Annotated in this window: 19 protein-coding genes and 1 tRNA gene; 11 read left to right on the top strand and 9 right to left on the bottom strand. The window is 63.2% G+C overall.

What is annotated here, in order from left to right; genetic code table 11:
* Positions 1-57: 57 nt before the first annotated feature.
* Complete coding sequence (locus NKI31_RS09620; RefSeq protein WP_031203497.1) at positions 58-267, top strand: hypothetical protein; 210 nt, start codon at positions 58-60, stop codon at positions 265-267.
* Between the two features lie 7 nt (positions 268-274).
* On the opposite strand, the gene NKI31_RS09615 is transcribed toward NKI31_RS09620, so the two are convergent.
* Together NKI31_RS09615 and galE are read right to left on the bottom strand one after the other, a co-directional pair.
* The gene (locus NKI31_RS09615; protein ID WP_352651362.1) at positions 275-1,525 is read right to left on the bottom strand and encodes a D-amino acid dehydrogenase; all 1,251 of its coding nucleotides are present in this window, start codon (positions 1,523-1,525) and stop codon (positions 275-277) included.
* Between the two features lie 97 nt (positions 1,526-1,622).
* Positions 1,623-2,618, bottom strand: a complete 996-nt coding sequence (gene galE, locus NKI31_RS09610) for a UDP-glucose 4-epimerase GalE (protein ID WP_023669652.1) — start codon at positions 2,616-2,618, stop codon at positions 1,623-1,625.
* Between the two features lie 279 nt (positions 2,619-2,897).
* Between galE and hemA the strand changes: the two genes are divergently transcribed.
* Positions 2,898-4,175, top strand: coding sequence for a 5-aminolevulinate synthase (gene hemA, locus NKI31_RS09605; RefSeq protein WP_352651360.1), 1,278 nt, complete (start codon positions 2,898-2,900; stop codon positions 4,173-4,175).
* An 18-nt stretch (positions 4,176-4,193) separates the two neighbouring features.
* Here hemA and NKI31_RS09600 read toward each other — a convergent pair whose 3' ends face one another.
* Positions 4,194-5,360: a pyridoxal phosphate-dependent aminotransferase gene (locus NKI31_RS09600; RefSeq protein WP_023818773.1), complete on the bottom strand. Its 1,167-nt coding sequence runs from the start codon at positions 5,358-5,360 to the stop codon at positions 4,194-4,196.
* 158 nt (positions 5,361-5,518) lie between these two features.
* A complete protein-coding gene (mscL, locus tag NKI31_RS09595) occupies positions 5,519-5,938 on the bottom strand; it encodes a large conductance mechanosensitive channel protein MscL (protein ID WP_023681933.1) in 420 nt (139 codons plus the stop codon).
* Between the two features lie 252 nt (positions 5,939-6,190).
* On the opposite strand from mscL, the gene NKI31_RS09590 reads away from it, so the two are divergent.
* Positions 6,191-9,694, top strand: a complete 3,504-nt coding sequence (locus NKI31_RS09590) for a PAS domain-containing hybrid sensor histidine kinase/response regulator (protein ID WP_352651357.1) — start codon at positions 6,191-6,193, stop codon at positions 9,692-9,694.
* Between the two features lie 104 nt (positions 9,695-9,798).
* On the opposite strand, the gene NKI31_RS09585 is transcribed toward NKI31_RS09590, so the two are convergent.
* Together NKI31_RS09585 and NKI31_RS09580 are read right to left on the bottom strand one after the other, a co-directional pair.
* Positions 9,799-10,458: a response regulator transcription factor gene (locus tag NKI31_RS09585; protein WP_023715341.1), complete on the bottom strand. Its 660-nt coding sequence runs from the start codon at positions 10,456-10,458 to the stop codon at positions 9,799-9,801.
* A gap of 133 nt (positions 10,459-10,591) precedes the next feature.
* Positions 10,592-11,026, bottom strand: a complete 435-nt coding sequence (locus tag NKI31_RS09580; protein ID WP_352651355.1) for a hypothetical protein — start codon at positions 11,024-11,026, stop codon at positions 10,592-10,594.
* Positions 11,027-11,131: 105 nt separating this feature from the next.
* On the opposite strand from NKI31_RS09580, the gene NKI31_RS09575 reads away from it, so the two are divergent.
* Positions 11,132-11,482, top strand: a complete 351-nt coding sequence (locus NKI31_RS09575) for a DUF952 domain-containing protein (protein ID WP_352651353.1) — start codon at positions 11,132-11,134, stop codon at positions 11,480-11,482.
* A complete protein-coding gene (locus NKI31_RS09570; RefSeq protein ID WP_352651351.1) occupies positions 11,479-12,549 on the top strand; it encodes a quinone-dependent dihydroorotate dehydrogenase in 1,071 nt (356 codons plus the stop codon). Before NKI31_RS09575 ends, NKI31_RS09570 begins: the two co-directional genes overlap by 4 nt.
* On the opposite strand, the gene NKI31_RS09565 is transcribed toward NKI31_RS09570, so the two are convergent.
* Entirely contained in the window at positions 12,546-13,883 is a 1,338-nt protein-coding gene (locus NKI31_RS09565; RefSeq protein WP_023696686.1) for an MATE family efflux transporter, read from the bottom strand. The genes NKI31_RS09570 and NKI31_RS09565 overlap by 4 nt on opposite strands.
* A 217-nt stretch (positions 13,884-14,100) precedes the next feature.
* Here NKI31_RS09565 and NKI31_RS09560 point away from each other — a divergent pair, with 217 nt between their 5' ends.
* Positions 14,101-15,003 (top strand): histone deacetylase family protein, encoded by a 903-nt coding sequence (locus tag NKI31_RS09560; RefSeq protein WP_023827396.1) that lies wholly within the window; start codon positions 14,101-14,103, stop codon positions 15,001-15,003.
* A 67-nt stretch (positions 15,004-15,070) separates the two neighbouring features.
* Here the strand turns inward: NKI31_RS09560 and NKI31_RS09555 are convergent, their stop codons facing one another.
* Entirely contained in the window at positions 15,071-15,334 is a 264-nt protein-coding gene (locus NKI31_RS09555; protein ID WP_023696688.1) for a DUF6460 domain-containing protein, read from the bottom strand.
* 180 nt (positions 15,335-15,514) lie between these two features.
* On the opposite strand from NKI31_RS09555, the gene NKI31_RS09550 reads away from it, so the two are divergent.
* Positions 15,515-15,588, top strand: a tRNA-Gly gene (locus tag NKI31_RS09550).
* 4 nt (positions 15,589-15,592) lie between these two features.
* Here the strand turns inward: NKI31_RS09550 and NKI31_RS09545 are convergent.
* Positions 15,593-16,600, bottom strand: coding sequence for a LysR family transcriptional regulator (locus NKI31_RS09545; RefSeq protein WP_023681942.1), 1,008 nt, complete (start codon positions 16,598-16,600; stop codon positions 15,593-15,595).
* Positions 16,601-16,894: 294 nt separating this feature from the next.
* On the opposite strand from NKI31_RS09545, the gene chvE reads away from it, so the two are divergent.
* From chvE to araD1, 4 genes are all read left to right on the top strand, one after another.
* Positions 16,895-17,965 (top strand): multiple monosaccharide ABC transporter substrate-binding protein, encoded by a 1,071-nt coding sequence (chvE, locus tag NKI31_RS09540; protein WP_023681943.1) that lies wholly within the window; start codon positions 16,895-16,897, stop codon positions 17,963-17,965.
* 152 nt (positions 17,966-18,117) lie between these two features.
* Positions 18,118-19,650 carry a multiple monosaccharide ABC transporter ATP-binding protein gene (mmsA, locus tag NKI31_RS09535; protein ID WP_027049369.1) on the top strand — a complete coding sequence of 511 codons (1,533 nt, stop codon included), beginning with the start codon at positions 18,118-18,120 and terminating at the stop codon, positions 19,648-19,650.
* The gene (gene mmsB, locus NKI31_RS09530; RefSeq protein WP_023669637.1) at positions 19,647-20,933 is read left to right on the top strand and encodes a multiple monosaccharide ABC transporter permease; all 1,287 of its coding nucleotides are present in this window, start codon (positions 19,647-19,649) and stop codon (positions 20,931-20,933) included. Before mmsA ends, mmsB begins: the two co-directional genes overlap by 4 nt.
* Positions 20,934-21,134: 201 nt before the next feature.
* Positions 21,135-22,130, top strand: coding sequence for an AraD1 family protein (gene araD1 / locus NKI31_RS09525; protein ID WP_023669636.1), 996 nt, complete (start codon positions 21,135-21,137; stop codon positions 22,128-22,130).
* The last annotated feature ends 33 nt before the right edge of the window (positions 22,131-22,163 follow it).

Below are 22,163 nucleotides of genomic sequence, written 5' to 3'. Positions count from 1 at the left end.
TCAATGTTGGAAACCAGAGCAATTGTATGTGGGCACGTCTTTCGATCGGAGAGGCCGGTGACGCTGGTCGTTCATCATTTCGATGGTGAGTGGCAACTGACCTGCGGCGAACATGATCATCCCGCGGACTGTGGAGATTTCGAAGTTATCGGTCTCGGCCATTTGACCTCCAGGCAGGAAAACTTGGCACAGATTGGCCAGCTTGAGCGCGGATGGCTTGCCGAATGGGTGCACGGCGAATGGACTCGATGCCAACACGACGACTAGAGCTCCCTCAATTCCCGTAGACCAGCCCTTGGGGGTCGATCTCCGGCTTGCGGCCGGCGACGAGGTCGGCCAGGAACTTGCCCGAGCCGCAGGCCATCGTCCAGCCGACATGGCCATGCCCAGTGTCGAGGTAAAGGTTCTTGTATTTCGCCTTGCCGATGACCGGCACCGAGTTGGGCATCATCGGCCGCAGACCTGCCCACAACAGCGCCTTCTTCTCGTCGAAAGCGCCAGGGAAAAGGTCTTTGCCGGTGCTCAGCATAGACTTGAAGTCGCTGGGCTTGAAGCTGCGGTCGAAGCCGGTGAACTCGGCTGTCGAGGACATGCGCAGGCGGTTTCCGAGCCTGGAGTAACCAACCAGCCGGTCCTCGTCGGCGCCGCCCATGGTCGGTCCCTTGCTCTCGTCCTCCAGCGGGATGGTCGCGCTATAGCCTTTAACCGGATAGACGGGCAGGTCGATACCGTAGCGGCGACCGATCAGGCCGCTCTCGGGGCCCATGGCGATGACGACGGCGTCGCCCGTCACCGGGCCGGCCGATGTCATGACCGCACGCACCCAGTCGCCCTCTATGTCGAGCCCCTCGACCGTGGTGTCGAACAGGAATCTGACGCCGAGCTTTTCGGCGGCATAGGCGGCGAGCCCGTCGACGAATATCCTGGAATCCCCGGTCTGGTCGATTGGCGAATAAACGCCGCCGGCAATTTTTTCCTTGACGCCGGCAAGGCCGGGTTCCAGTTCGACCAGCCGGTCGCGGCCGACGATCTCGATCGGCAGGCCATGCTTCGCCAGAAACTGGTAGTTGTCGGTGCCGGTGTCGAGGCTGTGCTGCGAGCGGAAGAAATAAAGAATGCCCTTCTTGCGCTCGTCATAGCGGATGCCGGTGGCGTCGGAGAGCGCGTTGATGCAGTCGCGCGAATAGAGCGCCAGGCGCAGTTTGACCTGGCTGTTGGCGCGCAGGCGCGCCACCGTGCACTGGCGCAGGAAGCGCAGGCTCCAGGCGAGGAAATAAGGATCGAAGCGCAGCCTGACCTTGATGCCGAGATCATGGTTCCAGAGCGCGCGCAGGAAGGTCTTCAGCGCCGCTGGCGAGGCCCAGGCGGTGGCGTCGCCCGGCGACACCAGACCGGCATTGGACTGGCTGGTGCCGCGCGCCGGCGCCGGATGGCGCTCGATAACGGTGACCTCATGGCCGTCGGCGGCCAGATAATACGCGGCCGCGGTGCCGACAACACCGGCTCCAAGCACCGTTATCTTCATGCCACCCCCTCTTCGCGGCACAGCGCCTCCACGCCGCACCGCCATTGCTTCAATAGCGCTTCGCCGCGCGCCTTGCGAGCCCTCGGAAGTGCCCGGCTCAGCCTCGCGCGGAGTTCTTGCCGGTGAGGATACGCTCCCAGGCGAGCGCATCGGCGACGATCTGGTCGAGGTCGTCGCGTTGCGGGGTCCAGCCGAGTTCGGCGCGTGCAAGGTCCGAATTGGCAACCACGGCGGCGGCGTCGCCGGGGCGCCGGTCGCCCATCTTGACCTCGAAATCCCGGCCGAAGGCGCGCCGCACGCTGTCGATGACCTCGAGCACCGAATAGCCGTGGCTGTAGCCGCAATTGGCGACGAGGCTGCCGCCGCCGGCGCGCAGGCGCTGCAGCGCCAGCCTGTGGGCCGCGGCCAGGTCGCTGACATGGATATAATCGCGCATGCAGGTGCCGTCCGGCGTCGGATAATCGGTGCCGAACACCTGCATGAATGGGCGTTTGCCGAGCGCGGTCTCGCAGGCGACCTTGATCAGATGCGTGGCGCCAGGCGTCGACTGCCCCGTCCGGCCCCTGGGATCGGCGCCGGCGACGTTGAAGTAGCGAAGCGCCGTGTAGCGCAAGGGATGCGCAAGCGCTGCATCGCGCAGCATCCATTCGCTCATCAGCTTGGACAGGCCGTAGGGCGATTCCGGCGCCAGGCGGGCATCCTCGCGCACCGGCTCCAGGCCGGCGCCGCCATAGACGGCGGCGGTCGAGGAGAAAATGAAATGCGGCACGCCCTCGCGCACGGCGGTTTCGATCAGCGTGCGGGTCTTGGAGGTGTTGTTCTCGTAATAGGCGAGCGGATCGGCAACCGATTCCGGCACCACGATGGAACCGGCGAAGTGGATGATCGCGTCGACCTTGTTATCCCGGATGATCTGGCCGACCAATTCCCTATCGGCGACATCGCCGACGACAAGCTTGGCTTCCGGCGCTACCGCCCATTCGAAGCCCGTGGAAAGGCGGTCGAGAACGACGACGCTCTCGCCGGCATCCAGCAGTTCCCAGACCATGTGGCTGCCGATATAGCCGGCGCCGCCCGTTACCAAAACCGTCATCCGCGTCCTCTTTTACTCATGATTTATCGGAAACTGTCTCAATCACCGCCTTACTGGAAAGCCTGCGGCAAGGCCATTAGAAACGCCTGAATGTTAAATCCGTAACAGTCTCACCGGCCTGTGGCATCGTACGGAAACAAAATTGATCCACATCAAGGGAATAGGCCACGATCTGGCATCGTTAGGAACAGGCTTGGGGCGTGGCATTTTGACCAAAACGGCCCGGTGGACGACGAATGGGCCAACGATTATGATCCCGCGCAAAACTGGGAAGGCGACATGAACTATCAGCGGTTCTTCGAGGAAGCGATCGACCAGCTCCACGCCGAGCGGCGCTACCGGGTTTTCGCCGATCTCGAGCGCATTGTCGGCAAGTTTCCGCGCGCCATCTGGCGTTCAAACGGTCGCGCCGAGGAAATCACCGTCTGGTGCTCCAACGACTATCTCGGCATGGGCCAGAACCCCGATGTCATTGCCGCGTTCCAGAACGCGGCCGGCAAGATGGGTTCGGGCGCCGGCGGCACCCGCAACATTTCCGGCACCTCGAACCCGCTCGTCGAGCTCGAGTTGGAACTGGCCGACCTGCACGACAAGGAAGCGGCGCTGGTCTTCACCTCCGGCTTCGTCTCCAACGAGGCCTCGATCTCGACCATTGCGCGGCTTTTGCCCAATTGCCTGATCATTTCGGACGAGCTCAACCATGCCTCGATGATCGAAGGCGTACGGCGCTCGGGCGCCGAAAAGAAGATTTTCCGCCACAACGACGTCGCGCATCTCGAAAGCCTGCTGCAGGTGTCGGGCCGCGAACGCGCCAAGCTGATCGTGTTCGAGAGCGTCTATTCGATGGATGGCGACATCGCGCCGATCAAGCAGATCGTCGAACTGGCCGAACGCTACAACGCCATGACCTATATTGACGAGGTCCATGCCGTCGGCATGTACGGACCGCGCGGCGGCGGCATCACCGAGCGCGAGGGGCTGGCCGACCGCATCGACATCATCGAAGGCACGCTGGCCAAGGCGTTCGGCACGCTGGGCGGCTATATCGCCGGCAACAGCGCCATCATCGACGCGGTGCGCTCCTATGCGCCGGGCTTCATCTTCACCACGGCGCTGCCGCCGGCCGTCGCCGCCGCCGCCACCACGTCCATCCGCCACCTCAAGCGGTCGCAAGCCGAGCGCGATGCGCAACAGCGCCAAGCGTCGCGGACCAAGGAGGTTCTGTCTGCAGCCGGCCTGCCGGTGATGGAATCGCCGACACACATCGTGCCGGTGCTGGTCGGTGACCCCGAACTCTGCAAGATGGCCAGCGACCGTCTGCTCGGCGTGCACGGCATCTACATCCAGCCGATCAACTATCCGACCGTGCCGCGCGGCACCGAGCGGCTGCGCATCACCCCGACGCCGTTCCATACCGATGCGCTGATTGCGGGACTTCAGGACGCGCTGATCGAGACATGGGATGCGCTCGGCATTCCCTACGGCTCCGCCGGACGGCCCACTGTCGCCAAGAGCGACCGGATTGTGCCGCTGCTGGTGCCGAAGTCGGGCGGCTGAAGCCGCCGCCCATTTATCTCAAACCGTCCTCATCCATCCCGCCAAGCGATGTGCCGCTTCCTCGAGCTGGTCGAGGCGGCGGTGGAAGCACAGGCGCAAAAACGCCTCTCCGCCAGGGCCGAAGGCGGTGCCCGGCGCCAGGCCGACATTGGCCTTGTCGACGATGTCGAAAGCAGCCCGGCGTGGATCGGTGATGCCGTCGACCGTGAAAAACAAATAGAACGCGCCTTGCGGCACGGTGAAGCGCGCTTTGCCGGTTGCGCCGAGAATATCGCAGACCAGGTCGCGCGCTTTCCTGGCGCGCTCCACCTGCTCGACGATGAAGGCATCACCGTGGTCCAGCGCCGCGACGGCGCCGCGCTGCATGAACTGGGCGACGCCTGAGGTCGAATACTGGATCAGATTCTCGAACACCTGCTGCAGCTCGGGATGGGTCTTGATCCAGCCGACGCGCCAGCCGGTCATCGCCCAGTTCTTGGAAAAGGAGTTGACGAACAGGATGCGGTCTTCCGCGGTCGAAATGTCGAGGAAGGACGGCGCACGGCCGTGGCCGTAGTGGAACAGCGAATAGATCTCGTCGGCGATGATCCACAGACCCTTTTGGCGGGCGAGATTCAGGATCGCCTGCAGCGTTTCCTTATCGGCCGTCCAGCCGGTGGGGTTCGATGGCGTGTTGACGAACAGCGCCTTGGTGCGCGGCGTCACCGCAGCCGCAATCTTGTCGACATCGCAGGACCAGCCATTGCCCGACTGGTCGAGCGTGACCGCAACCGGGGTAGCGCTGGAAATACCGGCGGCGGCAGCGAAATTCGGCCAGGCCGGGGAGAGATAGACCACCTCGTCGCCGCTGCCGGCGACCGCGGCTAATGCCAACTGAATGGCATGCATGCCGGAACCGGTGGCGATGAATTCCTCTTCGGCGAAGCTCTTGCCGAAATGCCTGGCATAGTAGCGAGAAAGCGCTTGCCTCAGCTCCGGAATGCCTTTCTGCCAGGTATAGAATGTCTCGCCATTGGCGAGCCCCTTGGCGGCGGCTTCCGAAATGAAGGCAGGCGTCGGCAAATCGCCTTCACCGGCCCAGAGCGGGATCATGCCCTCGCGCGTACGGCCGTAATTGACGACGGCGACAATGCCGCTTTCGGGGGCGGCCACCGCTTCGGCGCGCAAGCTATCGATCAGGGTCATGAACAGGTCCGTTTTGATGTCTGCTTTGATGCATGTCATTATCCAGAACCGCTGCGCACTTGTGGGCGACATGCATTGGCGGATGCTCTTAGCAGATGCGGCAACAGAAAACCCCGGCCGCGAACGACCGGGGTTTTGGTCCAGAAATCTGGCCTTGTCTATTTCCTGGCGAGGAGATCGCGAATTTCGGTGAGCAGTGCGACGTCAGCCGGCGGCGGAGCCGCAGGTGCGGCCGGCTTCTCGCGCTCGAGCCGCTTGCGCATGTTGTTCACGGCCTTGACCATAAGGAAGATGATGAAAGCCAGGATGACGAAATTCAGCGCCACGGTGATAAAATTGCCGTAGGCGAACACCGCGCCTTCCTTACGCGCGTCGGCAAGATTGGTCGAATGCACTGTTGATGAGAGGCCTATGAAGTAGTTGGAAAAGTCGACGCCACCAAGTGCGCCGATGAAAGGCATGATGATGTCATTGACAAGAGAATCGACGATCTTGCTGAAGGCCGCGCCGATGATGACGCCGACCGCAAGGTCCATCACATTTCCTTTGGAAATGAATTCCTGGAATTCTTTCAGCATTCGACCCTCCTTGTCATGACGGACCGCGCTGCCGCCGTCCCTCCGGCGTCGGCCCGTGCGCACCATAACAAAAACCTGCGGTTGCAACAGAAGCAAAAGCTGGAAAACACCGCTTTCTCCTTACCTTAGGTCACGGTTCGACAGGGCGGCGTCGCGGCTATGCGCCGGAAAGCCGCGATGGACTTGACCTTAGAGCTGTGATTGCCTCTGGGCAGGCCGGGGTGAAAGCTGGCCGAGGAGGATTTTCGGGCCGTGCAGGGCTGGTTCATCGTCATCATTGCCGTCGCCTATGTGACGCTGCTGTTCGCCATCGCCAGCCTTGGCGACCGGCGGTCGACGGCGTCGGGACCCGGCCACGCCCGGCCCTTCATCTATGCACTCAGCCTCGCCATCTACTGCACCTCCTGGACCTTTTTCGGCTCGGTCGGCCTGTCCTCCGAGCGCGGCCTCGAATTTCTCGGCATCTATACCGGCCCGGTGCTGGTGTTCGTGTTCGGCTTTCCGCTGCTCAATCGCATCGTGCGGCTGGCCAAGAGCGAGAAGATCACCTCGATCGCCGACTTCCTCGGCGCGCGCTACGGCAAGAGCTTTGCCGTCTCGGCGATCGCCACGCTGATCGCCACCATCGGCGCGGTGCCCTATATCGCACTGCAATTGAAGGCGATCTCCGGTTCGGTCGGCCTGATGGTCGAGCATTATACGGGATCGCCGCCCTCCTTCGATCCCTTCGTCAGCGACATCTCGCTGGTGGTGGCCATGCTCTTGGCGCTGTTTGCGGTGCTGTTCGGCACCCGCCATGCCGACGCCACCGAGCACCAGGACGGGCTGGTGCTGGCGGTGGCGGTCGAAACCGTGGTCAAGCTCGCCGCCTTCCTGGCGATCGGCCTGATGGTCACCTTCCTGATCTTCGGCGGCCCGGGCGACATGATCGACAAGCTGGCCGAAAACAGCCAGGTGCGGCAGGCCATGGGCTACGACACCTCGCTCGCCACCTGGCTGGTGCTGACTTGCCTGAGCGGCTTTGCCATCATCATGCTGCCGCGCCAGTTCTACGTCACCATCGTCGAGAACCGCGGCGAGGCCGAACTGCGCACCGCGACCTGGGTGTTCCCGCTCTATCTCGTAGCGATAAACCTGTTCGTGCTGCCGATCGCCTTCGCCGGCCTGGCGCTGGTCGGCACCAAAACCACCAGTGACCTCTATGTGCTGGCGCTGCCCTTGTTCGGCGGCCATGACTTCCTCGCCATGGCCGCCTTCATCGGTGGGCTGTCGGCGGCGACCGCCATGGTGATCGTCGAAAGCGTGGCGCTGTCGATCATGATCTCCAACGACCTCGTCATCCCGCTGTTCGTGCGCCGCCTGCTCAAGACCACGACCTCGGAGAATGAGGATTGGTCGACGCTGATCCTCAACGTGCGGCGCGGCGCCATCTTCATCCTGTTGTTCATTGCCTTCCTCTACTACCGCGAAAGCACCAATTCGGCGCGGCTGTCGTCGATCGGCCTGATGTCGTTCGCGGCAATCGCCCAATTCGCGCCGGCGCTGATCGGCGGGCTGATCTGGCGCGGCGCCAATGGCCGCGGCGCGGCCCTTGGCATGGTCGCCGGCATCCTCGTCTGGGGCTATACGCTGCTTTTGCCGTCGCTCTCGGCAGCCGACGCGGACATCGTCGTGCAGGGGTTGTTCGGTTTCGAGGCGCTGCGGCCGCAGGCTCTGTTCGGCACCGTCGCCGAACCGTTGAACCACGGCGTGCTGTGGAGCCTGTCGGTCAACACGCTGTTTTTTGTCCTCGGCTCGCTGTCGCGCGCGTCAGTGCCGCTGGAGCGGATCCAGGCGTCGATCTTCGTGCCGCGCGAATCCGGCCCGATGCCCAGCCTGCGCCGCTTCCGCACCGCCATCACGGTCAACGTGCTGAAGGACGCCATCTCGCGCTACCTCGGCGTCGAGCGTACCGAGCGCTCCTTCCAGTCCTTCGAAAAGAGCACTGGCGTCTCGTTGCACGGCAATGAGCAGGCCAGCATGGACGTCATCCGTTTCTCCGAGCAGCTGCTGGCGAGCGCGGTCGGCTCGTCGTCGGCGCGGCTGATCCTGTCGCTGCTGTTTCGCCGCAACGACCGCGACTCAAAAGATGCCTTCCGCCTGCTCGACGACGCCACCGAAGCGCTGCAGCACAATCGCGACCTGTTGCAGATCGCGCTCGACCAGATGGAACAGGGCATTACCGTCTTCGACCGCGATTTCCGCCTGATCTGCTGGAACAGACAATATCGCGCGCTGTTCGACCTGCCCGACGAGATGGGCCAGGTCGGCGTCTCGCTCGACCGCATCCTGCGCCACCTCGCCGAGCGCGGCGATATCCCGGCCGACCAGCGCGTGGCGATGCTCAACCGGCTGACCAGCTTCGTCAGCCCATGGCAGATGGAGTTGACGACCAGTGGCCGAATCCTCGAACTGCGTTCCAACCCGATGCCGGACGGTGGCATCGTTGCCACCTATGCCGACATATCAGGACGCGTCGAACAGGATTTGGCGCTGAAGCGGGCCAATGAATCGCTGGAGCAGCGGGTCAAGACGCGTACCATCGAACTGACTAGGGTCAACGAGGAGTTGACCCGGGTCAATGAGGAGTTGGCGCAGGCGCAGATGCTGGCCGAGGAGGCCAATTTGGGCAAGACGCGCTTCCTCGCCGCCGCCGGCCACGACATCCTGCAGCCGCTGAACGCCGCCCGTCTCTACTGCTCGTCGCTGATCGAAAAGGCCGGCAAGGGCCCGGCCGGGGAGGCTGCTATCAACATCGAATCCTCGCTCGAATCGGTCGAGACGATCCTGGGCGCCGTGCTCGACATTTCCCGCCTCGACGCCGGCGCAATGAAACCAGACGACAGTGCCTTCCGCCTGGACGGGCTGCTGCGCCAGATCGGCAACGACTTCCAGCCGCTCGCCGCCGAAAAGAAACTCGATCTGAAGATCATGGCCTCGTCGCTCGGCGTGATGACGGACCGCAACTTGCTGCGCCGGTTGATCCAGAACCTGGTCTCCAACGCCATCAAATACACCCGGCATGGCCGCATCCTGGTCGGTGTGCGACGGCGCGGCGAACTCGCCGAGATCCAGGTGATCGACACTGGCATCGGCATTGCCGGCGACAAGCTGAACACGGTCTTCAACGAGTTCACCCGGCTGGACGAAGGCGTGCGCGAGGCCGAAGGTCTCGGCCTTGGCCTGTCCATCGTCGACCGCATCGCGCGGGTGCTGCGGCTCGAAATCCAGATCTTTTCCAACCCCGGCAAGGGTACGCGCTTTTCCGTTATCCTGCCGGTTGCGGCGGTTGAGGCGCCGCGGCGCGAGGTCGAGCCGAAGGCGCCTGCCCGCACCGCGAATTCGCTGGCCGGCCTGCGCGTCATGTGCATCGACAACGACGCCCGCATCCTCGACGGCATGCGGCTTCTGCTCGAGGGCTGGGGCTGCAGCATCGGCACGTTTTCGGGTTCGGAGGATTTCGCCAAGGCCGATCGTCCCGACATCGTGCTTGCCGACTATCATCTCGATGGCAGAAGCGGCCTCGACATCATCGCCCGCCTGCGTGACATCCATGGTTCCGACCTGCCGGCCGTGCTGGTCACCGCCGACCGCTCCACCGAGGTCCGTGCCGCTGCCGCCGCGCTCGACGTGCCGGTGATCAACAAGCCGCTGAAGCCGGCGGTGCTGCGTTCGATGATGGCAAGGGTCAGGCCGCTGGCATCGGCGGCCGAGTAGGGTTCAATGCATGTCGCCCAGAAGTGTGCCCCGGTTCTGGGACCACGACATGCATCGAACAAGAGCTAAAGCGGGTCGCATGAATCCGTTCAGCGCGATGCGCTTTAGCCTGCTGGCTGCAACGGATCGCTGCCGATCTTGGACAGCTGGATCACCGCCTGGGTGCGGCTGTCGACGCCGAGCTTCTGCAGGATGGCCGAGACATGCGCCTTGACCGTCGCTTCGGAGACGCTGAGTTCGTACGCGATCTGCTTGTTGAGCAGGCCTTCGGCCAGCATGCCGAGGACACGCGTCTGCTGCGGTGTCAGCGCCTGCAGCCGCTTGATCAGGTCCGATATTTCCGGGTCGCGCTCGACGCCGAGGTCGATGCCGACGGGGGCTGCGATATCGCCTGCCAGCACCGATTGCACAGCGCTGCGGATTTCCTCCATACTGGCCGATTTGGAGATGAAGCCGGATGCGCCGAGATCGAGCGCGCGCCGGATGGTCACCGGGTCGTCGTGCGCCGACACCACCACCAGCGGCACCGCCGGGTGGATGCCGCGCAACGCGATCAGACCGGACAGGCCGCTGGCGCCCGGCATCGACAGGTCGAGCAGCACCAGGTCGACATCCTCATTGGCCACGACCAGGGCCTTGGCGCTTTCGAAATCGCCGGCCTCGTGAATGGCGGCGACATCGCCGACGCCGGCAAGCGCCTCTTTCAAGGCGCCGCGGAACAGCGGATGGTCGTCGGCAATGACGAAGGTGTAGCCCGACGGCAAATGTTCCTCCCCAAATCCCGTTGTTGCCCAAACTTCGTTACCGATTGACGGCTTTTACGGGATCGGACGATTATGCGGCGAAGCGCTTTGTTTTCAAGCGGCAATGGCCGGACGGCACTTTGCGCCGGGCAGCTCAGGTCTTTTGCGAGTTGAGCTTGGCGCCGTCGCCATTGTCCTTGTCCATCTCCTTGACGATGCCCATGAAGCCACGCAGCATGCGCTCCATATAGCTCATCGTCTTGTCGAAATCCTCTTCGCTCGGCAATTTCGACTCGAGACGGGCCGACAGCGAATTCTCCAACCTGGCGACGCGTTCGTCCATGGCCTTCATCGAGGCCTGCAAACGCTCGACCTCGTCCTGGAAGGCGGCGCGTTCGTCGGCCGCCATCATGCAGACGAGCTGGCCGGAGCGCTCCTCGCAGATCGACATGGCGCCGGTCCGGGTGTCCATGCGGACATAGCCGTTGGCCGATTTTTCCAGCCGGTAGTGGTCGGCCTCCTCCGACCAGGCCGATGCCGCGACCAGCGAGACCAGTGCGGCGGGGATCAGTATGTGCTGCAGACGCATGTTCCATCCTCCACGTGCCAGTGTGCGCAACCTATCACAGCTTTGCGCCGTAAATGCGGACGAGTTGCCCTTCCCCGCATGATCGGTTCGGATTATAGCGCAACAATGTCTCAGATTATCTACAAGATCGCGCCCGAAGCGCTTTGGCGCGAAGCCGAGAAAAACGGCCGCTTCACCGGGGCTCCGATCGACATCGCCGACGGCTTCATCCATTTCTCCACCGCTGATCAGGCCAAGGAGACGGCAGCGAAGCATTTCGCCGGCCAGACGGATTTGCTGCTGATCGCCATCGACGGGGCGCTGCTCGGTGACGCGCTGAAATACGAGGTCTCGCGCGGCGGCGCGCTGTTTCCGCATCTCTATGGCGTGCTCGAAATGACCGCCGTGCTGTGGGTGCGGCCATTGCCGCTCGGCGCCGACGGCCCGCACCAGTTTCCGGCGCTGGAGGCCGAATGAGCGTGTTCGACCGCATCGGCCAGAAACTGCTGTTCACCTTCGACCCTGAAACGGCGCATGGCATGTCGATCGCGGCGCTGCGATGCGGTCTGCCGGTCGGCGCACGGGTGGTGCGCGACGATAGGTTGAAGGTCAGCCTCTGTGGCATCGCCTTTCCCAATCCGCTCGGCATGGCCGCCGGCTACGACAAGAACGCCGAGGTACCGGACGCGCTGCTTGGGCTCGGCTTCGGCTTTGCCGAAGTCGGTACCGTGACGCCGCTGCCGCAAGCGGGCAATCCGAAGCCGCGCATCTTCCGGCTGACCCAGGATGACGCGGTGATCAACCGGCTGGGTTTTAACAATGGGGGCCACGAAGCGGCCGAGATGCGCCTTGCCGCGCGCAAGGGACGCGTCGGCATGGTCGGCGTCAACATCGGCGCCAACAAGGACAGCGCCGATCGTGTCCGTGACTATGAGTTGGGCGTTTCCCGCTTTGCGAAATACGCCAGCTATCTCACCGTCAACATCTCGTCGCCCAACACGCCCGGCCTGCGCACCATGCAGGCGCGCGAACAGCTCGGCGAACTGTTGTCTCGGGTCATGTCGGTGCGTGCAGCAGCTTCGGCGCAGCCGCCCCTCTTCCTCAAGATCGCGCCCGATCTGGTCGAGGCCGAGCTTGAAGACATCGCCGCCGAAGTCAGCGAGAAGCAGATCGACGGCGTCATCGTCTCCAACACGACGCTGGCGCGAACGGGATTGCGTAACACCACCAGCGAGACCGGCGGGCTCTCGGGAAAACCGCTGTTCGAGCGCTCGACCGTCGTGCTGGCCAAGATGCGTCGGCTGCTCGGGCCGGAGCGCGCCATTATCGGCGTCGGCGGCGTCGATTCCACTGATGCCGCGCTGGAAAAAATCCGCGCCGGCGCCGATCTCGTCCAGCTCTACACCGGCATGATCTATGCCGGGCCGGCGCTGCCGGGGCGCATCCTTGCCGGGATGGTGCGATTTGCCGACAAGGAGCGGCTGAAATCATTGCGCGAACTGCGCGACAGCCAGCTCGATCAGTGGGCTGCCAGGCCGCTCTAAAACGCCGTGCGCAACCGGAGCCGCAGGATGGCCAGCAGGCTGAAGCCGCGCACCAGCAGGAAAACGTGCAGCGCCGCCCACAGGCCGTGATTGCCGAGAGACGGCGCCAAGCTGAACAATGCGGCGCTGAAGGCCAGGAACGACACCAGCATCATGTTGCGCATGTCGCGCGACCAAGTGGCGCCGATGAAGACGCCGTCCATCTGGAAGGCCAGCACGCCGCTCAGCGGTGTCAGTGCCGCCCACGGCAGATAGATGTCGGCAACAGCACGAACATCCGGCGACGTGGTGATCAACGAAATCAGGCCGGCGCCGCCGAGCCAGAAGATCAGCGTGGCGGTTCCGGCGAGGCCGAACCCCCAGAATAAGGTCAGACGTACCGCCCGGCGGAACGCCGTCTCGGCACGTGCGCCGATCGCGCGTCCCGCCAACTGTTCGGCCGCGGTGGCGAAACCGTCGAGAAAATAGCCGGCGACGAGGAAGAAGTTCATCAGCACGGCATTGGCGGCCAGCGTCAGCGTGCCGAACTGCGCGCCCTGGCGGGTGAACAGCGCGAAAGCGGCGAGCAGCGAGAACGAGCGGATCATGATATCGCGGTTGAGCGACAGCATGCGCAGGAAAGCGGGCATGTCGAGCAGGCGATGCCGCGGCAGGCGGGGTGCGGCCCGGAAGCGCCAGACAACGATGGCGAGACCCAGCAGCATGGCCAGACATTCGCCGGTGACGGTCGCCCAGGCCACGCCGGCGACGCCCCAGCCAAGCTTCAGGCCGAGCAGGATGCAAAGCACGATGTTGATGCCGTTGAGCACCGCCTGCAGCATCAGCCCAAGCCCGCCCTCGCCGCGTCCAAGGACATAGCCGAGGATGGCGTAGTTGATCAGCGTGAAGGGGGCGGCGAGCATTCTGATGTGGATATAGACGCCCATCGCCTCGCCGACGCGCGCTTCGCCGCCGATGAATTTCTGGCCGGCGATGGCAATCAGCGGCGCAAGGACGACAAGCACGATGCCGGCGGCGACCGCGATCAGCACGGCGCGCCAGAACACCGCCTGCTCCTCCAGTTCGTCGCCGCGCCCAAACGCCTGGGCGACGAGGCCGGTGGTACCGGAGCGCAGGAAATTGAAGGTGCTGAAGACCACGTCGAAGACCAGCGCCCCGGCCGCCAGGCCGCCGAGCAGGGCGGCATCGCCGAACTGCCCGACCACCGCCGTGTCGACGATGCCGAGCAGCGGCGTCGTCAGATAGGCGAGCGTCATCGGCACGGCGATGGCGAGCACCGAACGGTTGGTGACGGCGAAGGGTCTCGCGTCGGCTGGGATTGCACCCGTGTCCAGGGGACTGCTGCCTTGCTGATTGCGGCTTGATCGAACAGCCGATGTGCCCCATTTTCCGGCCACCGCGCAATCACTCTTGCCGTGACGGCCAACCGAAATGTTCTTCTGGCGCGAGCCCGCCGGATCCGAGTACTGGTTTTAAGCAATTCCCAAGGGGAAGCGCTACGCGCTTCTCCCGGGAAAACCGCTGCACACTTTTCCTGGAATTGCTTTAGCCATGCCCCTGCAGATCGTCCATCATCCCGACTACGATGCCGGCTTCGCCGTCAATCATCGCTTTCCGATGAGCAAATATCCGCTGCTGATGCAGGCCTTGCATATCAGGGGTCTGATCCATGCGGGGGCGCTGTCGATGCCCGAGCCGGCGCCGGCCTCCTGGCTGAAGCTCGCCCATGCGGCTGATTATGTCGACCAGGTCATCACGTGTTCAGTGCCTGAAAAGATCGAGCGCGAGATCGGCTTTCCCGTGGGACCGCGCGTTTCGCTCAGGGCGCAACTCGCCGCCGGCGGCACGGTGCTGGCGGCGCGACTGGCGCTTATCGATGGCATTGCCTGCAACAGCGCCGGCGGCAGCCACCATGCGCGGCGCGCGCAAGGCGCGGGCTTCTGCACCTTCAACGATGTTGCCGTCGCTTCGCTGGTGCTGCTAGCCGAAGACGCGGTGAAAAACATCCTGATCGTCGATCTCGATGTGCATCAGGGCGACGGCACCGCGGACATCCTGAAAGACGAGCCACGCGCGTTCACCTTTTCCATGCATGGCGAGCGCAATTATCCGGTGCGCAAGATTGCCTCCGATCTCGACGTTGCCCTGCCGGACGGCACCGGCGATGGCGCCTATCTCGAACGGCTGGGTGTCCTCCTGCCGGAGCTCTCGGCCAAGGCGCACTGGGACATCGTCTTCTACAATGCCGGTGTCGACGTGCATGCCGAGGACCGGCTCGGCCGGCTATCGCTCAGCGATGACGGCGTGCGTGCCCGCGACGCCATGGTGATCGGTCATTTCCGCGCGCTGGGCATCCCGGTCTGCGGTGTCATCGGCGGCGGCTATTCGACCGATGTCGCAGCGCTCGCGGCGCGCCACGCCATCCTGTTCGAGGTGGCGTCGGACTTTGCCTGAGTGGCCTTTGGTTTGAGCACAATCTTTTCCGAAAACCGGTTTCCACTTTTCGGGATCGTGGTCCGCTTCACTTCCGGTAGTTCGCGAGCCTGAGCAGGATGAACACCGGCACGACGATCGCGGCGCCGAGCAGGATATAGCCCAAGAAGCGATAGACCGCGTTGAAGCCGAGGTTCCAAAGATCGATGAAGAAACCCTGGATGCGGTAGAAGACGTCCATCGGCGTCCAGCCGAACGCATTCATGACCAGGCCGACCAGGAACGACACGACCAGCAGCTTGACGATCACCCTGACGGGCGAGTCACCGAGAAAGCGCGTCACTGTGGACAAGGGGCCTGCCTCCAGATTGGTGTGCCCGGATTCGGGGTACAAACCCACGAATACGCACTTGCTGCGCCCGCATCAAGGCGGGCGGACGGCGCAATCGGTCGGGTTTCCAACAGCCGTTTCCGAACAGCTGTCCAAGGGCGATTGCCCGAAGCACGCCCATCATGATATCGAGAGGCCGACGCGGGTATGATGTAATGGTAGCTTGTCAGCTTCCCAAGCTGAACGCGAGGGTTCGATTCCCTCTACCCGCTCCAGTTCCTATCCCACTTCCCGCAAGATAAAATCGTGCAGCATCTTGGCTGCCGGCGACAGCACGCGGTTCTTCACCGTGATCAGGCTGTAGGGGCGGACCTCGATGTCGAACTCGGTCTGGACGACATCGATGGCGCCGGCGAGACCGTCGGGGTTCTGGATGAATTTTGCCACCTGGATCGACACCGGGGCGATGGCGTCGGACTGCGCCACCATGACCAGTGTGAGCAGCAGCGACGAGGTGTTGAGGATGCGGTCCGGCAGGGCGATGTTGCGGTTCAGGAAATTGCTCTCCATCGCCTGGCGCAGCGGCGACCCGCCCGACTGGAACACCCAGTCGAAGGCGGCGGTGTCCTCCAGCCTCACCGCCTTCCCATTGTTTAGAGGATGGCCGTTGCTCAGCGGGTGGCCTCGGCGCACGATCAGGCAGGCCTTCTCGACGCCGATGACGCGCGATTCGAACAGGCGCGGATTGAGGTCTTCGGGGACACGGGCGATGATGAAATCATGGCGCGTGGCGATCAGTTCGCGCGCCAGCACATTCGACGTCTCGACCTGCATGGTAATCTCGATGCGCGGATAGAGGCGGCGTATCTCGCGGATCGCCGGGACCGCCAGTTCGATCGCCGGCGCCGTCACCGCGCCAAGGAACACCGAGCCGCCCTTGCCGGCCTTGAGCTCCGATATTTCGCGGTCGGCCTCGCGCATTTCGAGCAGGATCGAGCGCGCGCGCCGGGCCAGCGCCTTGCCGTAAGGGGTGAGTGTGATGCCGCGCGGCAGCCTTTCGCAGAGCTTCACCTCGAGCACCGCTTCCATCTCGGAAATCATGCGCGAGGCCGCCGGCTGCGAGATGTTCATCACCTGGGCGGCAGCACTCACCCGACCGTGATCGTCGAGTGCTGCGATCATGCGCATGTGACGCAGGCTCAAGCCGCTACGCAGAAGTGTCTCGCCATCGCCCGGCAATTCATCGTAACCGCTTGAAATTCCCTGAGGACCTCGTAAAGCCGCCATGCCTTTTCCCGCTTCCGCCACTGTTCCAGCCCGGTTTAGTCATATACCGGTTTTGGTATAGCAACCACCGAAGATCGCATTTGACAGTTATGGCAAAGGGTCACACTTTCGCGCGTCCTCAAGACTTGACGGTCGATGACGAGCAAAATCGTATCGATTTAAATCAAGACTGAGGGCCGATTGGGAGGATACCGGAGATCGATTATGACGGCGGCGGCGCTTTGGCGCATCCGCCCGACTGCGCGGCCCGCGAAGCCCCGAGGTGTCGCGTCCATCAACCAGGGAGAGTTTTACGTGAAAATCATCAAGACACTGGCCGCCGTCGCGGCCCTTGGCATCGCTGCCATGACCTACTCGGCGCACGCAGCCGACAAGGGTCTTGTCGGCGTGCTGATGCCGACCAAGACCTCGCAGCGCTGGATCAATGACGGCGATGCCGTCAAGTCCCAGCTCGAAGCTCTCGGCTACACGGTCGACCTGCAGTACGCGCAGGACGACATCCCCAACCAGCTCAGCCAGCTGGAAAACGAAATCACCAAGGGCCCGAAGGCGCTGATCATCGCTTCGATCGACGGCACCACCCTGTCGGACGCGCTGCAGAAGGCCGCTGACGCCGGCGTCGTCGTCGTCGCCTATGACCGCCTGATCAAGAAGACCGCCAATGTCGATTACTACACCACCTTCGACAATTTCGGCGTCGGCGTGATCCAGGCGAACTCGCTGGTCAAGGGTCTCAAGGAGCGCTTCCCGAACACCAAGCCGTGGAACGTCGAACTGTTCGGCGGCTCGCCGGACGACAACAACGCCTTCTTCTTCTACAACGGCGCAATCTCGGTGCTGCAGCCGCTGATCGATGACGGCTCGATCAAGATCAAGTCCGGCCAGACTGGCATGGACAAGGTCGGCACGCTGCGCTGGCTCGCCGCGACCGCCCAGGCGCGCATGGACAACCTTCTGTCGGCCAACTACTCGGACGGCAGCCGCGTCGATGGCGTTCTTTCGCCCTATGACGGCCTGTCGCGCGGCATCACCGCTTCGCTGCGCGCCGTGGGTTACGGCACCGACGCCCAGCCGTGGCCGATCGTGACCGGCCAGGACGCCGAGACCGCTTCGGTCAAGCTGATCATCACGGGCGAGCAATACTCGACCGTGTTCAAGGACACCCGCGAACTGGCCAAGGCCACCGTCGAACTCGTCGACAAGGTGCTCTCGGGCGGCAAGCCGGACGGCCTCGATGAAAAGACCTACAACAACGACGTCAAGGTCGTCCCCTCGATCCTTTTGACGCCGCATGAGGTCGACAAGTCGAACTACCAGGCACTGGTCGTCGACTCCGGCTACATCAAGGCCGACGAACTGAAGTAATCCGTTTAGAAAGACAGGGGTCCTGCGCGACGCAGGACCCCTTTCCGTTCACAAGCGACCCCGGTATTGTTTCTACCGGACTTTATTTGCGTGCATGTCGTTGTCTCAAACCGCAAGCACTTTTGAGCGACATGCAACAGGAGGAGCTTGCCCTGATGACGACGATTTTGGAGATGCGCGACATCACCAAGACCTTCCCCGGCGTGAAGGCGCTGTCGAACGTCAACCTCAGCGTCGAAGAAGGCGAGATCCACGCCGTGGTTGGCGAGAACGGCGCCGGCAAGTCGACGCTGATGAAAGTTCTGTCGGGCGTCTATCCCGCCGGCACATATGACGGCCAGATCATTTTTCAGGGTCAGGAATGCCAGTTCAAAGGTATCCATGACAGCGAACACAAGGGCATCGTCATCATCCACCAGGAGCTAGCGCTGGTGCCGATGCTGTCGATCACCGAAAATATCTTCCTCGGCAACGAAAACGCCCGATACGGCGTCATCGACTGGGATGCCAACGAGGCGCGCACCGCTGCCCTGTTGAAGAAGGTGGGCCTCAAGGAGGACCCCAAGACACTGATCACCAATATCGGCGTCGGCAAGCAGCAGCTGGTCGAGATCGCCAAGGCGCTGAGCAAGGACGTCAAGCTTTTGATCCTCGACGAGCCGACCGCGTCGCTCAGCGAGAAAGACAGCCAGGCGCTGCTCGATCTTCTGCTCGAATTCAAGCGACAAGGCATGACCTCGATCCTGATCTCGCACAAGCTCAACGAGATCAACCGGGTCGCCGACAAGGTAACCGTCATCCGTGACGGGCGCACCATCGAGACGCTGGCCAAGAAGGATATCTCCGAAGACCGCATCATCACCTCGATGGTCGGCCGTTCGCTCGACGACCGCTATCCGCCGCGCGAGCCCAAGATCGGCGAAGTCGTGTTCGAGGTGAAAAACTGGTCGGTCTATCACCCGCTCCATGCCGAGCGGCAGGTGATCAAGGGCATCGACATCAATGTGCGCAAGGGCGAGGTGGTCGGCATCGCCGGGCTGATGGGCGCCGGCCGCACCGAATTCGCCATGAGCCTGTTCGGCCGCTCCTATGGCCGCCGCATCACCGGCGAAGTGCTGCTCAAGGGCAAGCCGGTGGATGTCTCCTCGGTAAGCAAGGCGGTCCAACACGGCATCGCCTATGTCACCGAGGACCGCAAGACCTACGGCCTGAACCTCATCGACCATATCAAGCATAACATTACGCTGGCCAATCTCGACGGCGTGTCGCGCCACAGCGTAATCGACGACATGCGCGAACTTGCGGTCGCCAACGACTATCGCAAGAAGACCAATATCCGTGCGTCCAGCGTCTATCAGATGACCGGCAATCTTTCCGGCGGCAACCAGCAGAAGGTGGTGCTGTCGAAATGGTTGTTTGCCGACCCTGACGTGCTGATCCTCGACGAGCCGACACGCGGCATCGATGTCGGCGCCAAGTATGAAATCTACACGATCATCGCGCGCCTTGCCTCGGAGGGTAAGGCGATCGTGGTTATCTCGTCGGAAATGCCGGAATTGCTAGGGATTACCGACCGCATCTACGTCATGAACGAAGGGCGCATGGTGGGCGAAATGCCGGCGGCGGAAGCAAGCCAGGAAAAGATAATGCGCGCCATCGTCCGGGGAGAAGGAAAAGCAGCATGAGCACCGAAAGCGCCCCCGCCCCGCAGGGCAACGTCGCCGACGAACAGCGCCCGCGCATCGCCGTCTCGGCGCTGGCGACGAATTTGCGCGAATACGGGCTGATCATAGCGCTGATCGTCATCATGCTGTTCTTCCAGTTCACCACGTCGGGGACGTTGTTCAAGCCGGTCAATCTCAGCAATCTGGTGCAGCAGAACTCCTTCATCATCGTGATGGCGCTCGGCATGCTGCTGGTGATCGTATCGGGCTATATCGACCTCAGCGTCGGATCGGTCGCCGGTTTCATCGGCGCGCTGGCGGCAAACATGATGGTTATCTGGCAGCTCGGACCGCTGAGCAATCCGCTGGTGGTTTCGATCGTCTGCCTGGTCGCGGGTGGCCTGATCGGCGCCGCGCAAGGGTATTGGATCGCCTATCACCGGATACCGAGCTTCATTGTCACGCTGGCCGGCATGCTGATCTTCCGCGGCATTTGCCAGGCGTTGCTTGGCGGCGGCTCGTCGGTGGGTCCGCTTCCCGACGACTTCAAGATGCTCAGCTCCGGCTTCATCCCGGATGTGATCGGCCCACTGACGCTCGTCCCGCCGGTCGTGAACGCAGCCGGCAAGACCATCATGGGCAGCGGCGTGACCCTGCACATGACGACGGTCGTGCTGGGGCTGATCGCCGTGCTCGCCTATGCCTATTTCGGGGTCCGCACCCGGCGCAAACGAGAACGCCATGGTTATGAGGCCGAGCCCTTCACCCTGTTCGTCGTCAAGACGCTGGTCGCCAGCGCGCTGGCGCTGTTCCTGGTCTATGAGTTTGCCAGCTACCGCGGCCTGCCCGTGGTGCTGCTGGTCATGGGCGTGCTGATCACGCTGTTCGTCTTCGTCACCAAGCGCATGACCATCGGGAGGCGCATCTACGCCATGGGCGGCAATCCCAAGGCGGCGCAGCTGTCGGGCATCAACACCGAGCGGCTGACGCTGATGGTGTTCATCAATATGGGCGTGCTGTCGGCGCTTGGCGGCCTGATCATCGCGGCTCGTCTCGGCCAGGCGGTGCCGGCGGCGGGTCTCGGCTCGGAGCTCGATGTCATCGCCGCAGTGTTCATCGGCGGCGCCTCGGCGATGGGCGGCGTCGGCCAGGTTATCGGGGCGGTCGTCGGCGGCTTCATCATGGGCGTGATGAACAACGGCATGTCGATCATGGGCGTCAATGTCGACTGGCAGCAGGTGGTCAAAGGCCTGGTGCTGCTCGGCGCCGTGATCTTCGACGTCTACAACAAGAACAAGGCCTGACAAGCTTCAGCGAGGCAAGCAGGAGGCATACGGTCGCGGCGCAGCCGGCAAGTTGTCGGCATAAGAAGTCCCCCGAGGGATGGAGCTCGCGAGCGCAATCCGGACGAAGAGTTCAACCCGTGGCGCGGCGAGGTCCGAGCCGCGCAGGTCAAGGTTTGCCAAGGGGCAACCCGGCCAAGGCACATGAGAGAGGATTTCATCATGCTAATCTCCCAGATCCTCGACGACGCCGAGACCATCCGCGTCGTCGCCCGCAATGGCGGCGGCAAGACCAGGATCATCAACGGCGCCCGCAGCGTCTATTCGCTGGCCATGGAAGCCGCGCGCACCGGAACGGGCCTCGCCGCGCTGATCGAGCGCAAGGGGTTCGGTGAAGCGATAGACCTCGACGCCGTCTACAAGAAGGGCCGGCTGGTGTCGCCGATCAACCATCCCGATCCTGCGCATCTGCATCTGACCGGCACCGGCCTGACCCATCTCGGCTCGGCGGCGACGCGCGATTCCATGCACAAGAAGCTCAGCGATGGCGGCGAGGAGCAGCTTACCGATTCCATGAAGATGTTCCGCATGGGGCTCGAAGGCGGCAAGCCGGCCAAGGGCCAGACCGGCGTGCAGCCGGAATGGTTCTACAAGGGCAACGGCACCATGGCGGTGGCGCCGGGCGCCGCACTGATGTCGCCGGCCTTTGCGCAGGACGCCGGCGAGGAGCCGGAAATCGCCGGCATCTATGTCATCGGCGACGACGGCGCGCCGTTCCGCGTCGGCTTCACGCTGTCGAACGAGTTTTCCGATCATGTTACCGAGCGGGTGAACTATCTGTTCCTGGCACATTCCAAACTGCGCAACGCCTCGTTCGGGCCGGAAATCCTGATCGGCGACCTGCCGGCCGACGTCAGGGGCTCATCGCGAATCTATCGCGACAGCAATTTGCTGTGGGAAAAGCCGTTCCTGTCGGGCGAAGCGAACATGTCGCACACAATCGCCAATCTCGAACATCATCACTTCAAATATTCGGCCTTCCGCCAGCCGGGCGACGTGCATGTGCACATGTTCGGCACGGCGACGCTGTCCTTTGCCGACGGCATCAAGACTCAGGCTGGCGACGTGTTCGAGATCGAGGCCGGGGATTTCGGCCTGCCGCTGCGCAACCCGCTGGAGATTGAGCAGCCGGTTAAGGTGGCGGTGAAGGCGCTTTGAGAGCGTAATCTCCCTCCTTGAGGGGGGAGATTG

The organism is Mesorhizobium sp. M0659 (genome assembly GCF_040320605.1).
GTDB lineage: Bacteria > Pseudomonadota > Alphaproteobacteria > Rhizobiales > Rhizobiaceae > Mesorhizobium.
This window is presented reverse-complemented; position numbering and strand designations above follow the sequence as displayed.

Excerpts from the sequence above, each read along its gene's own strand:
- NKI31_RS09545 (WP_023681942.1), bottom strand. The coding sequence starts at position 16,600 with ATGGCGGCTTTACGAGGTCCTCAGGGAATTTCAAGCGGTTACGATGAA.
- NKI31_RS09560 (WP_023827396.1), top strand. The coding sequence starts at position 14,101 with ATGCCCCTGCAGATCGTCCATCATCCCGACTACGATGCCGGCTTCGCC.
- mmsB (WP_023669637.1), top strand. The coding sequence starts at position 19,647 with ATGAGCACCGAAAGCGCCCCCGCCCCGCAGGGCAACGTCGCCGACGAA.
- hemA (WP_352651360.1), top strand. The coding sequence starts at position 2,898 with ATGAACTATCAGCGGTTCTTCGAGGAAGCGATCGACCAGCTCCACGCC.
- NKI31_RS09600 (WP_023818773.1), bottom strand. The coding sequence starts at position 5,360 with ATGACCCTGATCGATAGCTTGCGCGCCGAAGCGGTGGCCGCCCCCGAA.
- NKI31_RS09575 (WP_352651353.1), top strand. The coding sequence starts at position 11,132 with ATGTCTCAGATTATCTACAAGATCGCGCCCGAAGCGCTTTGGCGCGAA.
- araD1 (WP_023669636.1), top strand. The coding sequence starts at position 21,135 with ATGCTAATCTCCCAGATCCTCGACGACGCCGAGACCATCCGCGTCGTC.
- NKI31_RS09580 (WP_352651355.1), bottom strand. The coding sequence starts at position 11,026 with ATGCGTCTGCAGCACATACTGATCCCCGCCGCACTGGTCTCGCTGGTC.
- mscL (WP_023681933.1), bottom strand. The coding sequence starts at position 5,938 with ATGCTGAAAGAATTCCAGGAATTCATTTCCAAAGGAAATGTGATGGAC.
- NKI31_RS09615 (WP_352651362.1), bottom strand. The coding sequence starts at position 1,525 with ATGAAGATAACGGTGCTTGGAGCCGGTGTTGTCGGCACCGCGGCCGCG.
- galE (WP_023669652.1), bottom strand. The coding sequence starts at position 2,618 with ATGACGGTTTTGGTAACGGGCGGCGCCGGCTATATCGGCAGCCACATG.
- NKI31_RS09570 (WP_352651351.1), top strand. The coding sequence starts at position 11,479 with ATGAGCGTGTTCGACCGCATCGGCCAGAAACTGCTGTTCACCTTCGAC.